This is a genomic window from Pelagicoccus sp. SDUM812005 (assembly GCF_031127875.1).
Taxonomy (GTDB): Bacteria; Verrucomicrobiota; Verrucomicrobiia; order Opitutales; family Opitutaceae; genus Pelagicoccus.
The window spans coordinates 621792-637439 of sequence record NZ_JARXIA010000001.1 but is presented as its reverse complement, the minus strand read 5'-3'; the positions used below and the strand labels follow the sequence as shown (position 1 = coordinate 637439).

9 protein-coding genes are annotated in these 15648 nt (G+C 60.4%); 2 read left to right on the top strand and 7 right to left on the bottom strand.

Translation table 11 applies throughout. From position 1 onward, the window contains the following. Nucleotides 1-22: 22 nt before the first annotated feature. The 6 genes from obgE to ilvE form a co-directional block, all read right to left on the bottom strand. Nucleotides 23-1081: a GTPase ObgE gene (gene obgE / locus QEH57_RS02380; protein WP_309005069.1), complete on the bottom strand. Its 1059-nt coding sequence runs from the start codon at nt 1079-1081 to the stop codon at nt 23-25. A gap of 57 nt (nt 1082-1138) precedes the next feature. Next, nucleotides 1139-5206 carry a S8 family serine peptidase gene (locus tag QEH57_RS02375; protein ID WP_309005068.1) on the bottom strand — a complete coding sequence of 1356 codons (4068 nt, stop codon included), beginning with the start codon at nt 5204-5206 and terminating at the stop codon, nt 1139-1141. A gap of 221 nt (nt 5207-5427) precedes the next feature. Beyond that, entirely contained in the window at nt 5428-7932 is a 2505-nt protein-coding gene (locus tag QEH57_RS02370; RefSeq protein ID WP_343224738.1) for an ATP-dependent Clp protease ATP-binding subunit, read from the bottom strand. A 6-nt stretch (nt 7933-7938) separates the two neighbouring features. Then, on the bottom strand, nt 7939-9069 hold the full coding sequence (locus QEH57_RS02365; RefSeq protein WP_309005066.1) for a protein arginine kinase: 1131 nt from the start codon (nt 9067-9069) through the stop codon (nt 7939-7941). Between the two features lie 5 nt (nt 9070-9074). After that, on the bottom strand, nt 9075-9584 hold the full coding sequence (locus QEH57_RS02360) for a UvrB/UvrC motif-containing protein (protein ID WP_309005065.1): 510 nt from the start codon (nt 9582-9584) through the stop codon (nt 9075-9077). Between the two features lie 265 nt (nt 9585-9849). Then, nucleotides 9850-10716, bottom strand: coding sequence for a branched-chain-amino-acid transaminase (ilvE, locus tag QEH57_RS02355; protein ID WP_309005064.1), 867 nt, complete (start codon nt 10714-10716; stop codon nt 9850-9852). Nucleotides 10717-11076: 360 nt separating this feature from the next. Here ilvE and QEH57_RS02350 point away from each other — a divergent pair, with 360 nt between their 5' ends. Then, nucleotides 11077-11811 carry a type II secretion system protein gene (locus tag QEH57_RS02350; RefSeq protein ID WP_309005063.1) on the top strand — a complete coding sequence of 245 codons (735 nt, stop codon included), beginning with the start codon at nt 11077-11079 and terminating at the stop codon, nt 11809-11811. A 53-nt stretch (nt 11812-11864) separates the two neighbouring features. On the opposite strand, the gene nth is transcribed toward QEH57_RS02350, so the two are convergent. Further along, nucleotides 11865-12518: an endonuclease III gene (gene nth, locus QEH57_RS02345; RefSeq protein ID WP_309005062.1), complete on the bottom strand. Its 654-nt coding sequence runs from the start codon at nt 12516-12518 to the stop codon at nt 11865-11867. A gap of 198 nt (nt 12519-12716) precedes the next feature. Here nth and gcvP point away from each other — a divergent pair, with 198 nt between their 5' ends. Continuing rightward, the gene (gcvP, locus tag QEH57_RS02340) at nt 12717-15644 is read left to right on the top strand and encodes an aminomethyl-transferring glycine dehydrogenase (protein ID WP_309005061.1); all 2928 of its coding nucleotides are present in this window, start codon (nt 12717-12719) and stop codon (nt 15642-15644) included. The last annotated feature ends 4 nt before the right edge of the window (nt 15645-15648 follow it).

Genomic DNA, 15648 nt, shown 5'->3' with positions numbered 1-15648 from the left:
GTTTAAGTGGGAGAAACTGGTACTAATGTGATTCCGAGTCGTCGTTCGCGGATTCGCTCTCCACTATCTCGGATTCTTTCGCACTAGCTTTAGCTTCTGCCACCTTTTCCCAGAGAAGTTCCTTATATTCTGGGATGCCTTCCTCCGACAAGCAGGAGATCGGCTGCACCACTACATCGTGGCGCTTACGGAATTCCTTGAGGTTCTCTACGGCCGACTCCTCGTCCATCTTATTGGCCAAGACGATGCGCGGCTTCTCCAGCAGGCTCTTGTCGTAGGCGCCCAGCTCCGCGATCAGCTGCGAGTAGTCGTCCCAAGGCGCCCGCTCGTCGATGCCGGACATATCGATGATAAAGGTGAGCACGAAACAGCGCTCGATGTGACGCAGAAAGCGATGCCCGAGGCCGCGGTTTTCGCTAGCGCCCTCGATGATTCCCGGAATATCGGCCATCTGCAGGCGCTCGTAACGGTCCGGATACTCGATCACGCCAATGCCCGGGTGCAGCGTCGTAAACGGGTACGGAGCCATCTTGGGGCGAGCGTTGGTGATCATGTTCGTCAAGGTCGACTTGCCCGCGTTCGGATAGCCGACCAAGCCCACATCCGCGATGCTCTTGAGCACCAGCTTGAACTCTCCCTTTTCGCCAGGATCGCCGGGATTGGCCCGACGCGGGGCACGATTGACCGAACTCTTGAACTTGGCATTGCCCCAGCCGCCGTTTCCGCCCTTGAGCAAACGGACCCGCTGGCCGACTTCCAAAATTTCCGCCAATACCTGGCCCGTCTGGTTGTCCATGACGATAGTCCCCAGCGGAACGAGCAAAACCGCGTCCTTGCCGCACTTGCCGATCCGGTCCGATCCCATGCCGTGCTGCCCGCGCTCCGCGTTCCAATGCTGCTGGAAACGGTACTTGATGAGGTTGTTCTCGTTGTTGGTACCCTCGAGAATCACGTCACCGCCCTTGCCGCCGTCCCCTCCATTGGGGCCGCCGAAGGCCTCGTATTTTTCGCGGCGGAAGCTGATACAGCCGTTCCCGCCGTCACCCGCTTGGGCAATGATTCTGGTTTCGTCTACGAACATGCAGCGAAACCCATAGGACTAAGCGCGAAGAATGCAACACCGCCGCGCTAGCGCTTTCTACAGGGCCAATACCTCCAACAAGGCGCTTCCCGCCACCCCATTCGCCAGCTCGATCAACACCACATAGTTACCGGCTTCCAGCCAAACGCGCTGCGCCGCATCCTTCGCCTCGTCCGCCAAAGGCGATAATTCCAGCTGCTCGAAGCCGCTCGCCAAGGCTCGAAACGCCCCCTGGGCGCTCTCGCCCTCCCCGGAAAACAGGGCCCCGTCCCGCCAATCGTCGTTGGGAGCCAGCCTTACCGCCGCCCCACCTTCCAATCGGTAGAGCGAAATCTTCGGGTCCTCGGCCCCGGACACCGAAAAAGAGGGACCTAAGCCGCGGACCAGAACCTCCAAAGGCTCCTCGCCTTCAACCGAAAAGGCGATCAAACCGCTCCCCGTCTTGGAAATGGGAGTCTGCAGCCGGATTCCGCGCACGATCTTGGCATCCAAACTCAAGGCTCCCGACTGGACCGCTGCCGCCACCGAAGCGGCCACCGCAGTCCGCCCCTTATCGCCAGCCATCCTCAAGGACTCTCCTTTGGCACCAAGCAGCACGAAGGGCCCCAACTCCGCCGGCAAACGAGCCTCACCCGCAAGGGCGCCCGCTCTAAGGTTTTCCAAAGTCAAAACCTCCTGCTGCAAGAACTCAGAATACATGCCGGCCGCCCCGCTCCCGCTCGGATAGCCGCCAACTAGGCCGCCTTTCAAAACAGCCGAGCTACCGAGACCCTCTTCCTTCAAAAACATCGGTTGCCCTGCCCAAGTCCCCCGGACCGAACCGCTGCCCGCATCGATCGTCAACTCCACCGGCGCGCCGGAAGCGGACACATGCAACAGTCCGCCATCAATCCCAAGCGATCCAAACGCCAGATCCGCATCCGGCCCTTCCCGCCACAGAAACGTCCTTCCATCGGGAAGAACCTCCAAGCGCGCCGAATCTCCCGGCGCCCCAATTCCTCCGCCCGCATAGCTCCCCGCAAAAGGCGAATTGGAACTCGGAACCGCCTGCAGCTCGCCTCCAAACGTCAGGCCCTCGCCTAGCACCTCCAGCTTAAATTGCCTCAAGGCAACCCCGCTCAGCTTCCCCGAAGACTCCTCTGCCGATTCGAATTCGCCCCGCTCGCCGAAGTGAACCAGCTCCCGCACCCGATAGAAGCCAGACTCCGCATCGAACACCGTTGCGTATCCAAACTCCAAAGACGCATCCACTTCCAACCAAGCCATTCCGCCCTCGTCCGAACGCCCCAAGTAGTGCCCCTCCGTCAATCGACCATCCCAAACCTCGATCTCCCTTTCGATAACCCGAGTCGCCACCCCGTCCGACACCTGGGCTCGCGCCAAATAAATCCCCTCTGCCGCAAAGTTCACCTCAACGGTCGGGCCGCCGCTTTCCGAAAAATCGAGAGCTCCCTCTCGATCGAAATACCAATCCACCTGCAAGCCGCCACTGTTCTCCAAACCAGAAAGCTGCAAGGTCGCGAGCTCCTCCCGCACAACCGATTGCGGCGCCTCAATCGCAACGCCGCTCCAGCGATCCTGCATCAAGGAAGCGCCGAGCTGCACCACCTCATCCGCGCCCAGGGCTCGATCGTAAATGCGAACATCCGCTATCAAGCCCTCAAAGGAGCGATCGCCAACATCGTTGTTACCGACATAGGACAAGCCTGGAGACGTTACCATCGCCCCTTCCGGCGCCTGCTGCAACCTCACCACCTCTTCGCGACCGTTGACGAACAAACTAGGCGTATTCAAAAGATCGGTACTGTCGTAGGTACCAACCAGAAAATACCACTGATCGTCCTTAACGGAACGCGGCGGCGTGTTCCAGACGCCAAAGCTCGTGTAGTTGGAAAAGAACTTCAGGGTTTGCCGGTTGCCATCCGGATACTCCAAGCCTTCGCCCGACGAGAAATAGAGGTAATAGTAGGGCATGTTCACGATGCGAGGATGCGGACTCACGCTCATGTCGTCGGAGCGAACCAAGGCCGCGATGGTCACCACATCGCTGAAGGCCGCGTCGAAGCTCATCCGCTCGTTCGCCGCATTCAGTTCCAAACTCCTCCCGTACTCGCCCTGCGTTCGCGTCGCCCCCGAGATCGACCCGTTGCTGCCGCCAGCCAAATCCGGCTCCACGCTACCGCTCCCTTCGAAGGCGTAATGGCGTTGCAGACCGGAGCTGACAGGCTCGCGCACCCCCACCACGACCGATCGCTCCTCGAAGCGGACCAGCCCGGACAAGCTCGCCGTAAACCTCAAGCGAGCCTGGCCCTTCGCCAGGGTCCTAAAGCGAAAAACGCCCTTCTCCACTTCACGTACTTCTCCCACGCTAGCCCCCGAGAGCAGCTCCGCTCCCAGAATCGCGTCCTCCCAAGCGGACAACTCAAAAACGACTTCCGTCCCAGCTTCCTCCACCAGCACCATCGCATCCCGGACGTTGCTGACTTCCAGAAAGTGCCCGCCCAGCTCTGGCTTCAAGGCTGCCAACAGGTTCAAGCGCTTGCCGGTCACGGTTCGCCCGTTCTGGGAACCGACCGGATCCGCCGTATCCAAAATCCGAGCCTTCAACTCGCCCGCCGTGAGCTGCGGCTGGTTTTGAGCGAGCAGCGCGATGGCGCCGGCCACCATCGGCGACGCCATCGAGGTACCGGACAAGAACTCGTAATCACCATCTGGATACGTCGAATAAATATCGCTGCCGGGTGCCGAAATATCCACGCTAACCGCTCCGTAGTTCGACGACAGGTTCAGCGTATCCTCCTGATTCGAACTGCCCACCGAAATGATATTATCCAAATCGTAGCCGGCTGGATACTCTAGGGAATCGGACGAAAGGTCTATGTTTCTCCCTTCGTTTCCAGAAGCCGCCACGAAGAGGATGCCTAGCTCTTCATGTTTTCGAATCTCGCTCCGAGTCGACGCGTTGGCCGCGCCCGACCCATAGGAATTGTTCGTAGCCACAATATTGATACCGGCTTGCTTGAGAAAACGAACATAGGTTAAGGCGTCGTTGATTGCCGAGGTTCGCAATCCATCCGCATCCCCAACCTTCAAGGGCAGGATCCGCGCTCCCCAGCTCACGCCTACCGCTCCGCTGCCGTTGTTCCCAACCGCCCCGGCGATTCCCGCCACATGGGTTCCGTGCCCGTCGTCGTCCTGAGGATCGGCATCGTCGTCGAAAAAGTCCCAACCGCTCACGTCATCCACTAAACCGTTTCCATCCTCGTCCGCCCCGTTGCTGGTGGAATCGCGTGGATTGCGAAACAGGTTCGCCGCCAAATCCGGATGCGTTCGCTGCATGCCGGTGTCGATAACGGCGATCACCACTTCGTCTGCAGCGGCCCCCGTCTCGAATTCCCAAGCATCCCGAGCCCCAATCTGGTCCAAGCCCCACATCCGCGATGCGTCCCAATCGCTCGGCGTCGCGCTGGGAAAGCTCAAGGTATCGAATTCAGCCAAGGCCCCTGGAAACCGTTCCCGAAACAGCGCCTGCAAAGCTTCGATCCGCCCTAGCGACGGCGCCCCAAACCCAAGGCAAAGGTAATCCGAAAGCGAGGAGTCGCGCTCGATAAACAAGCCGTTCTCGCTCAGAAACGCAGCCAAGTCCGCCTCTGGCACAAGCTCCGGGGCCGCCTCCACCAAAATCACGTTTCCCACATGGGCGACGTAGCCCGAACTGCCCCATTCCCCGCTGGCCTCCCGCTGCAGCTTATCTTCCCACAGCACCCAAGGCAGGCGGGCACCCCTTCGCTCCAGCAAATGCTGTCGCCTCCAAAAGCCCTCCTCCGAGCGAACGACCCGAACCTCCACCAGCCGCGCCTCGGGATAGCGCTCTGCCCAACGGCTCTGCAGCCCCTGTAGGTCAGCCAGGGTCGGGACGCTGCCAACCGCTTGCTCATCCTCGCCGCGTGGCGACGTCGCCAGCGGTTCCGCCTCGACCTCCGGTCCCTGCGCGCTCGCGGAAACTTCCTCCCTCGCGAGACCCTCCGGCGCTTCCGGATCGGCTTCGCGCAGCCATGCCCACCACACAACGCTCCCGACAAGCAGGAGCGCCCAGGCAAAAGGAGCGATACGGCGGCTGTTCATTCTGTTTTCGATCGGAGCGATCCGCTCGCAGCGGACGCCCGATATAATCTATCTACGGCACGAGCAAAGGGTTCGTATGCAAAAAAGAGCGGATTCTCGGAGCGCCAAAGCCATCGAGAGACGATTTCCCTCCCCTGCGAAACGCCCTCGCTCGCCAAAAGGAAACCGCAGCCTCGTTCGAGTACTGCGGTCTCCCGTTGAAACTAGTTTCGAGGCTTGGACTACTTCTCCGACTCGGATGGCACCTCTTCGGTTTCGCTGTCAGCCGCCTTGGTGAACTTCAGCTCCTTGCCGTCGCGAATCACGAGAATGTTGTCTCCTTCTTCGACTTGGCCGCCGAGCAGCGCTTCCGCCAAAGGATCCTCGAGGAATCGCTCGATCGAGCGACGCAGCGGGCGGGCCCCGTACTTTTCGTCGTAACCTTCGTCGATGAGCAGCTCCTTCGCGTCGTCTTCCAAGGTCATCTTGATGTCCTTGTCGTCGAGACGCTTCTGCAGCTTAGCAATTTCGAGGTCGACGATCTTCACCAAGTCGTGGCGAGCCAAGCTGTGGAAGACGATCAGGTCGTTGATACGGTTGAGGAATTCAGGCTTAAACACCTTCTTGGCCTCGTCCATGACCTTGGCCTTCGTGCCTTCGAAGTCGTCCGACAAGTTCGTCGCCGCTCCGAAGCCCATCGTGGTCTGCTTCTGGATCACGCTGGCGCCCACGTTTGTGGTCATGATGATGATCGTGTTGCGGAAGTCGATGATGCGACCCAAGCTGTCCGTGAGGTGGCCTTCCTCGAAGATCTGCAGCATGATCTGCACGACGTCCGGGTGAGCCTTTTCAATTTCGTCGAAGAGCACCAGCGAGTACGGCTTGCGGCGAACTTGCTCGGAGAGCTGTCCGCCCTCTTCGTGACCGACGTAGCCTGGAGGCGAGCCGATCATGCGCGATACGGAGAACTTCTCCATGTACTCGGACATGTCCACCTGGATGATCGCATCCCGGTCGCCAAACATCTTCTCGGCCAGCGTGCGAGCCAGGAAGGTCTTGCCGACACCGGTCGGCCCAAGGAACATGAACGAACCAATCGGACGCTTCGGATCCTTCAGGTCCGCGCGGCTGCGGCGCAAGGCCTTGGAGATCGCCACACAGGCTTCGTCCTGGCCGATAACCGTTTCCTGCAACTCCTTCTCGAGCTGGAGAAGACGCTCGGTCTCCTTCTTTTCGAGACGCTGCAGCGGCACGCCGGTCCAGTCGGAAACGACCTTCAGCATGTCCTCCTCGTCAATGGTGATGCGGTTCTCCTCGCGGCTGGTCTTCCATGCCTCGAGCACGTCTTCCTGCTGCTTGCGGAGACGCTTTTCCTCGTCGCGGAACTTAGCCGCTTCTTCGAAATGTTGCTTGCTGATCGCGTCTTCCTTCTTGGCGCAGACCTCGTCCACTTCCTTGGCCAAAGTCTCGATCTCCGGCGGACGGTTGAGGGAGGCGATACGGGCCCGCGAACCGGCTTCGTCCATCACGTCGATGGCCTTGTCCGGCAGGAAGCGGGAAGTGATGTAGCGCTCGGAAAGCTTGGCCGCGGCCACCAACGATTCGTCTGTGAAGACGGCCTTGTGGTGCTCCTCGTACTTGCCGCGGATCCCCTTCAGGATGAGCACCGTGTCTTCGATGCTCGGAGCCTCGACCTTGACGCTCTGGAAGCGGCGATCGAGGGCGCTGTCCTTCTCGATGAACTTGCGGTACTCGTTCAGCGTCGTGGCGCCGATACACTGCAGCTCGCCGCGGGAAAGCGCCGGCTTGAAGATGTTGGACGCGTCCATAGCGCCTTCCGCCGCTCCGGCGCCCACGATGGTGTGCAGCTCGTCGATGAAAATGATTACGTTACCGGCCCGCTTGATCTCGTCCATCACCGCCTTGATGCGCTCTTCGAACTGGCCGCGGTACTTGGTACCGGCCACCATGAGAGCGAGGTCCAAGGTGATGACCTTCTTGTCCAAGAGGATCTCCGGCACCACGCCGCTGGAAATCTCCAAAGCGAGGCCTTCCACGATAGCGGTCTTGCCCACGCCCGCTTCGCCGATCAGCACCGGATTGTTCTTGGTGCGGCGGCAAAGGATCTGGATGACGCGACGGATCTCCGACTTGCGGCCGATCACCGGATCGAGGTCGCCCTTGCGAGCGAGCTCCGTCAAGTCGCGACCGAAAGCCTTGAGAGCAGGCGTCTTGGCCTCCTTCTTCTCTTCCTGGTTTTGGCTGCGGCCGGGAGCGACCGCTTCTTCGGTCTCGCCGGAAAACTGGGGATCGAGCTCGCGGAGGATCTCGTTGCGGGTGCGCTCGATATCGACGTCGAGCGACTTCAATACGCGGGCTGCCACGCCTTCGCCTTCGCGCAGGAGTCCGAGCAGGATGTGCTCCGTGCCCACGTAGCTATGGTTCAGGGCCTTCGCCTCCTTGCCGGCGAGCGCCAAAACCTTCTTCACGCGGGGCGTGTAGGGAATGCTGCCAGCCGCCTTGCCTTCCGGCCCGGAGCCAACCTGCTTCTCTACCGCGCTGCGCACCGTCTCGAGATCGAGACCCATCTTTTGCAAAACGCTTACCGCTACGCCCTGGCCGAGCTTGATCAAGCCGAGCAAGATGTGCTCCGTGCCGACGTAGTTGTGGTGAAAGCGATCTGCCTCCTTACGGGCCAGGGCAAGGACTTGCTGGGCGCGCGGAGTGAAATTGTTCATTGGTTCCATAAAGCGTTATTCTGCCTCCTGTTCGGGATCTGATTTTGGGGTATCGTCCTCAGTGGACGTTTCGTGAAGATTAAATAAGGGACGCGCCACGTTTTCGAATTGCTTGCGCATGTAGGCCGCCCGGAACTCGTCGCGAGCGCCGGATTCGATCTCGTCGCCCGCATGGTACTGGACGTGCCCCGGCTGACATTCGATGAACATTCGGTCCACGATGTTCCGCGTCTTCTCCGGAAACATCTCCAGATCGACGCCGAAACGCACCAGCGAGGCCAAGTTCATGCACTCCGAGGAGGTGAGCAAATGGCTGTTCTGCAGGATCCCGTACGCTCGTCCGATCTTGTCGTAGAGCTTGTTCGGATCCTTCTCCAAGATCTTTTCGCGAGCGTTCATCTCCTGGTCGATGATAGTACGCAGGACCGAGGAAAGCCGCTTCACGATCTCCTCCTCCGACTCGCCCAGCGTGGTCTGATTCGAAATCTGGAAAATGCTGCCGCTCGCGTCCGAGCCTTCGCCGAACAAGCCGCGCACCGCGATTCCGAGCTGGTTGACCGCTCGCACCACCTTCTCCATCTGGCTGGAAATCACCAGGGCCGGCAAGTGCATCATGGTCGACGCCCGCATCCCCGTGCCCACGTTGGTCGGGCAGGCGGTCAGGTAGCCGAGCTTCTGCGAAAAGGCGAAATCGAGCTGCTCCTCCAAGGCCGTGTCGATGGCGTCGATCACGCCCCAAGCGCTCTTGAAACGATAGCCGGACTTGATCACCTGGATGCGCAAGTGGTCCTCCTCGTTAATCATGACCGAAATCGACTGGTCCTTGCTGATCACCACCCCTGCCGCGTCCGCGTTGCTCGAAAGCTCGCGGCTGATCAGGTGGCGCTCCACCAGGATCTGCCGCTCCAAGTCCGACAGGGAAGAAATTTCCGCGCTGATGCCGCGCTTCATCTGTCCTAGCGACGCCACGGAGGGCAAACATGTCTCAAGGACTTCCTTGCGGCGCGACTCTTTGGCCCACCCCGGAAACGGCGTGTCCGACAAGTTGCGGGCAAGGCGAATGCGGGTCATCAAGACGACCGGGCACTTCTTGGAGCCCGCTTCCGTCATCTCCGACTTACCGCCAAATATGCTTTTGATTAACATCGATTCTAGTCCTCGAGGGCCGCGGCCTCCATCGCCTTTTTCAGTTCAATGATCTCGTCGCGCATGCGAGCCGCGTCTTCGTAGCGCTCGCTTGAAATCGCTTCCTTCAAGCCGTTCTCCAAGGTCCCGAGGCGATCGATAAAGGTCGCTCGCTCCAAGGCCCGCTGCGGCACCTTGCCGCGGTGGGAGTCGCCCTTGTGCATGTTCAGCAGAGCGGGATTCACCACGCTCGCAAAAGTCTCGTAGCAGGCCGCGCAGCCGAGCCGTCCCGTCTTCTTGAACTCGCGCTGCGTGCATCCGCACTCAGGGCACGAGAGGGCCGCGACTTCCGGCGCCGCTTCCGACTCGGGCTTCACCAGCAAATCCGCCAACGAGTAACCGCTGGGATCCGTGATGCCCTTCTGCTCGGCGCAGTTTTCGCACAGGTCGATCTTATGAATCTGATTGTTGATTATCTGCGTCAGGTGAACCGTAGCCGGCTCGCTGCAGACATCGCATTTCAGTGGCTTCGCCATTTAGTAGAGTATTGTGGTTGGGTTTGGTTAACTAGGCAGAATGCGCCTTCCGCTCAACGCGGGGATGACAATGCAAACGCCATGCCATGTTTGCTGGAAGCTTAACGCACTGTCCAACATTAATGCGTGACGAATCGCTCGGTCTCAAAGCAAGACTAACGATTTCCTTAAATTTTACGAGAAGTCGACGCAGATTACTGCACGCCCCGTCAATTGCCTCAAGGGCGGCGCGGAACTCCCCTCGCCACCTTGCAGGCCGGGCCGCTCAAATCATGGTCCCGTGCGTGCTCACCTCGCGGTGAAAGGCCTCGTGCAGCTTCTGCGTGATCGGGCCGGGCTTGCCGTCACCGATCGCCCGCGAGTCGAGCCCGACCACCGGGATCAGCTCCGCCGCCGTACCGGTCAGGAAGCACTCGTCCGCGTTCCAAATCTCGTAGCGGGTCAGGTTCACTTCCTTCACCTCGATGCCCGCCGCGTTCGCCAGATCGATCACCGCCTGGCGAGTGATGCCGCGCAGCGCTCCATTTGAAGCGTGCGGCGTAAAAATAACCCCCTTGTGCACAATAAAAAGATTATCCCCCGTACACTCGGCCACGTTGCCCTGGTCGTTCAAGAGGATCCCCTCCAAGGCGCCCGCCTGGGCCGCCTCGACCTTGGCCATGATGTTGTTCAAGTAGTTCAGGGACTTCACCCCCGGATTCAAGGCCGCTGCGTTGGTGCGACGCGTCGGCACCGTCACGATCTTCAAACCCTCCGTGTAGCACTCCTCCGGATACAGGGCGATCTTGTCGGCGATGATGATAAGCGACGGCTTCGGACAAGAATTCGGCGACAAGCCCAAGCTGCCCGGACCCCGCGTCACGATCAGGCGGATGTAGCCGTCGCTCAGCCCGTTGACCCGGCACGACTCGCACACCAAGTCCGACAGCTCCTGCCGCGACCACGGCATGTTCAGCAATATCGCCTTGGCCGAGTATTCCAAGCGCTCCAAATGCTCGTCCAAACGGTAGACGCAATTCTTGTAGATCCGAATCCCCTCGAAGATCCCGTCCCCATACAACAAGCCATGGTCGAACACTGAAATCTTCGCATCTTCCTTCTCAACAAACGCACCGTCCAAATATATTTTCATAGGTCGCGTATAACGCTAAGCCCCTCCCCCACTGGCAATTAAAAATTGCCGGCCGCGCCAGAAAGCGAAAGCGCCCCGTAGCGCTGAGCTTCAGCCAGCGCCCACAGCGAACAGGTCAGCCAAGCCCTCGAAGACACCAAGAAAGCGCCCGCCGGCTCTTGCCCAACGCTACGGCCTCGCCCTATCAGGTTTTCCATTACGTGGGCCTAAGGTCCGCCATGAGTGCCGCCTAGTAGCAAATACGCTGATACCCCTTATACATTAATGTAACTTGAAGAAACGCTGCTCTGAGCTTTGGTATAGTTGCAATACTGTGTCCCCACTCCCCAAAAGCAACGACCCACAAACTCACCGATTATCATGAACAAACCACTTAACGCCAAGAGAGGCTTCACGCTCATCGAGCTGCTCACCGTGATCGCCATCCTCGCCATCCTCGGGGCCATCATCTTCCCGACCGTTGGCCAGTTCCGTACCCTCGCCAAGAAGAGCAGCGACTCCAGCGACCTCCGCAACATCGTCCAAGCCTCGCAGCTGTTTGCAGCACAAAACGGGGAGCGGTTGGTAGGACCATCGCAAACGCTAGGCCTCGGCGGCGTTACCTCAACTGATGGAGGTGCTGCTAACACAATCGTCGACGTTGCAGCCGTTCTTGCATATGGCGGGGAACTAACAGACCCAAAAACCTGGGTCAGCGCGAACGAGACCACTAGAAACGAAGGTTCTGGAGGTTTGTTTACCGCAACTGTAGATGAAGAAACCAGCGAAATCACAGGAGCGGCTCCGGGGAATTATGACGAAGGAGATTTTTCTTTTTCTTACGTGACTGGCCTCCAAACATCCGACCCAGCGACTACGCCTGTTGCATTCACACGTATGACTTCAACTACCTCAAACACTTGGGGCAGCAACGACCCATACGGAAACGACGGTGGCCACGTAGCATTTTTGGGTGGCAACGTAAGCTGGTACAATGATTTAGGTACCGAAACCAGTGGCGAACTGATTGCAACCAACGGTACATCCGCGAACTCCATCGACCAAGCGGTTCCCGATTCCGATAACGTCAGACAACCGTCAGTGACTCAGCAATAAACGCTGACATTTCCAAAACCCCAGCCTTCACCGGCTGGGGTTTTCTTTTGCCCTCACGCCTTGCGCGTGACTTTCGCCCGCTTGCGATCGGGATAGAGCGTCGTGCAGATCGGGCAGACAGTGCCGTCGCACCCGCGAGCCGTACAGTGCTCCCGCCCGTAGTAGATGATCTGCAGGTGCAGGTGATTCCACCGTTCCTTCGGAAACAGCCGCTTCAAGTCCGCTTCCGTCTGGGCCACGCTCTTGCCGCTGGTCAGCCCCCAGCGCTGCCCGAGGCGGTGGATATGGGTATCCACCGGAAACGACGGATGCCCGAACGCCTGCGACATCACCACCGAAGCGGTCTTGTGCCCCACCCCCGGCAAAGCCTCCAGCTCCTCGAAACTCTCCGGCACCTCGCCCCCGTGCTTCTCCACCAGGATCTGCGACAGGTCGCGGATCGCCTGCGACTTCCGCGGCGACAGCCCGCAGGGCCGGATCACTTCCCGAATCGAATCCACCGGCACCATGCGCATGGCCTCGGGATTGTCCGCCAGCTTCCAAAGCTCCGGCGTCACCTTGTTCACCCGCTCGTCCGTACATTGGGCCGACAGCAGCACCGCTACCAGCAGCGTATACGCATCCACATGGTCCAAGGGAATCGGCGGGTTCGGGTAACGCCGTTCCAATTCCACATCCACATACTCCGCCCGTTCCTTCTTGGTCATGCGTAACCAAGGAGCGAGCTTGCCCGCCAAGCTCAACCCCAAAACGCAAAGAACCCGTTCGAGCAACGTAGCGCGGAGCTTCAGCCCGCGACCGCGCTGCAGAATCCCATGCAAGCGCGGGCCGAAGCTCCGCGCGCCCTACAAAATTAACCGAATTGCCGCATTGATTTGCGCAGATCGATTTCTACTCTCCCGCCCATGCCAAACAGCACCGCGGCCACACCATCTCGCAGCGCCTCCGCGCTCGCCCTCAGCAACCCGCTCGCCAAGCTCGATCAATTCGCGCCGCGCCACCTCGGCACGAGCGGTCCCGCGGCCGACGAACTTGCCCGCAGCGTGGGCTTCGATTCCGTCGATGCCCTCGTTGACCAAGCGGTTCCGGCCTCCATCCGAATCGCCGGCCTCGTAAACCTCCCCGCCCCCATCGGCGAACACGACATGCTGGCGGAGCTCAAAGGCATCGCTTCCCGAAACACGGTCAGCAAGAGCTACATCGGCCTCGGCTACTACCCAACCATCACGCCGCCCGTGATCCAGCGAAACATCCTGGAAAATCCAGGCTGGTACACCCAGTACACTCCCTACCAGGCCGAGATTTCCCAGGGCCGCATGGAAGGCTTGCTCAATTTCCAAACCATGGTCTCCGACCTGACCGGCCTTGAAATCGCCAACGCCTCCCTGCTCGACGAAGGCACCGCTGCCGCGGAAGCCATGGGGCTAGCCTTCTCCCAAGTCGGCCGCGCCGGAAAGAAGCAAAAGATCCTCATCTCCCAGGACTGCTTCCCGCAAACCATCGAAGTCGTCACCGCTCGGGCCGAGCCGCTCGGAATCGACTTCGAAATCGTCGACCTCGACGCCCCGCTCGAGCTCGAAGGCGTATTCGCCGTACTGCTGCAGTACCCGGACGCCAAGGGGATCGCCAAGGACTTCTCGGCCATCGCCGCCCAGGCCAAGGAAAACAAGGTCCTCACCATCGTCGCCACCGACCTGCTCGCCCTCACCCTCCTCAAGTCGCCCGAAACCCTCGGAGCCGACGTTGCCATCGGCAGCGCCCAGCGCTTCGGCGTCCCGATGGGATTCGGCGGCCCGCACGCCGCCTTTTTCGCCACCCGCGACGCCTACAAGCGCAAGATCCCCGGTCGCCTCATCGGCGTGTCCAAGGACCGCTCCGGCAATCCAGCTCTCCGCCTGGCCCTGCAGACCCGCGAACAGCACATCCGCCGCGACAAGGCGACCAGCAACATCTGCACCGCCCAGGCCCTGCTCGCCAACATCGCCGCCGCCTACGCCGTCTACCATGGACCGGTCGGACTGCGCAACATCGCCCAACGCATCCAGCTGCTCACCTCCCTCAGCGTCGAGCTCCTACAGAATTCTGGATACGCGATCGCGGAAGGCTGCCGATTCGACACAATCGTGGTAGACCTCTCCGCGGACGATGCCGCCTCGATTCTCGCCAAGGCCCAAGCGGCCGGCATCAACCTCCGCGCCGCAGCGGACAACAGCCTCGGCTTCTCCCTCGACGAGACCACCTCGCCCGAGGACCTGCTCGCTTTGCTTGCCCTCTTCGGAATTTCCGTCGGCCTCGAAACCCTCGTCGCCAAGGCCCAGGAGCGGGAGGGCGACGCATCGGGCGAACTCGCTCGCGAAATCGACTACCTCAGCCACCCAGTCTTCAACTCCTACCACACGGAGACTGAAATGCTGCGCTACCTCAAGCGCTTGGAAAACAGGGACCTCTCCCTCACCACCTCCATGATCCCGCTCGGATCCTGCACCATGAAGCTCAACGCCGCCGCGGAAATGCTTCCCATCACCTGGCCCGAGTTTTCCAACGTCCACCCCTTCGCGCCCAAGTCCCAAACAACTGGATACCTCCAGCTCATCGAGCAGCTCGAGGACTGGCTCTCCGAAATCACCGGATTCCACGCCACTTCCCTGCAGCCCAACGCCGGCTCCCAGGGCGAGTACGCAGGCCTGCTCGCCATCCGCAAGTACCACGAAAGCCGAGGCGACACAGAGCGCAACGTCTGCCTGATCCCTCTCTCCGCCCACGGAACGAATCCCGCTTCCGCCGCCATGGCCGGCTTGAAGGTGGTCACCGTCGCCTGCGACGAAAAGGGCAACATCGACGTGGAAAACCTGCGGGCCAAAGCCGAGCAGCATGCGGACAACCTAGCCGCCCTCATGGTCACCTACCCTTCCACCCACGGTGTATTCGAGGCGTCGATACGAGATATCTGCAAGATCATCCACGAGCACCGCGGACAAGTTTACATGGATGGGGCCAACATGAACGCCCAGTGCGGACTTACCAGTCCTGGCGAAATCGGGGCTGATGTTTGCCACCTCAACCTGCATAAAACCTTCTGCATCCCGCACGGCGGCGGCGGCCCGGGCATCGGCCCCATCTGCGTGGCCGAACACCTAGCCCCCTTCCTTCCCGGACACGGACTCAGCGATTCCCTGGAAGGCGAGCAACGCATCGGAGCCATCTCCGCCGCGCCTTACGGCAGCGCCAGCATCCTGCCTATCTCTTGGGCCTACATCCGCATGATGGGAGCCCCCGGCATCACCGAGGCCACCAAGATCGCGATCGTGAACGCCAACTACATGGCCAAGCGCCTCGAGGGCGAATTCGATATCGTCTACCGCGGCGAAAGCGGTCTCGTCGCCCACGAGTTCATCATCGACTTCCGCGACTGGAAGGAACAGTCCGGCGTAGAAGTGGAGGACGTCGCGAAGCGCCTCATGGACTACGGCTTCCACGCCCCCACCATGTCCTTCCCCGTCCCGGGAACCATGATGATCGAACCCACCGAAAGCGAATCGCAAGCCGAGCTCGACCGCCTTTGCGACGCCTTGATTTCCATCAAGGGCGAAATGCTCCGCATCGCCAACGGCGAGTGGCCCCAAGACGACAACCCGCTCAAGAACGCGCCGCACACCAGCCAAGCCGTTACCGCTGCGGAATGGAGCTCTCCCTACAGCCGCGAAGAGGCCGCCTTCCCCGCGTCATGGACGCGTGAATACAAGTATTGGCCCGCCGTCAGCCGCATCGACAACGTCTACGGCGACCGAAATCTCGTCTGCTCCTGTCTCCCCATGGAGGCCTACGCAGAGTAGCCAC

Bases quoted from the DNA above. Each gene is read 5' to 3' on its own strand.
- obgE (WP_309005069.1), bottom strand. From the start codon at position 1,081: ATGTTCGTAGACGAAACCAGAATCATTGCCCAAGCGGGTGACGGCGGG.
- QEH57_RS02375 (WP_309005068.1), bottom strand. From the start codon at position 5,206: ATGAACAGCCGCCGTATCGCTCCTTTTGCCTGGGCGCTCCTGCTTGTC.
- QEH57_RS02370 (WP_343224738.1), bottom strand. From the start codon at position 7,932: ATGGAACCAATGAACAATTTCACTCCGCGCGCCCAGCAAGTCCTTGCC.
- QEH57_RS02365 (WP_309005066.1), bottom strand. From the start codon at position 9,069: ATGTTAATCAAAAGCATATTTGGCGGTAAGTCGGAGATGACGGAAGCG.
- QEH57_RS02360 (WP_309005065.1), bottom strand. From the start codon at position 9,584: ATGGCGAAGCCACTGAAATGCGATGTCTGCAGCGAGCCGGCTACGGTT.
- ilvE (WP_309005064.1), bottom strand. From the start codon at position 10,716: ATGAAAATATATTTGGACGGTGCGTTTGTTGAGAAGGAAGATGCGAAG.
- QEH57_RS02350 (WP_309005063.1), top strand. From the start codon at position 11,077: ATGAACAAACCACTTAACGCCAAGAGAGGCTTCACGCTCATCGAGCTG.
- nth (WP_309005062.1), bottom strand. From the start codon at position 12,518: ATGACCAAGAAGGAACGGGCGGAGTATGTGGATGTGGAATTGGAACGG.
- gcvP (WP_309005061.1), top strand. From the start codon at position 12,717: ATGCCAAACAGCACCGCGGCCACACCATCTCGCAGCGCCTCCGCGCTC.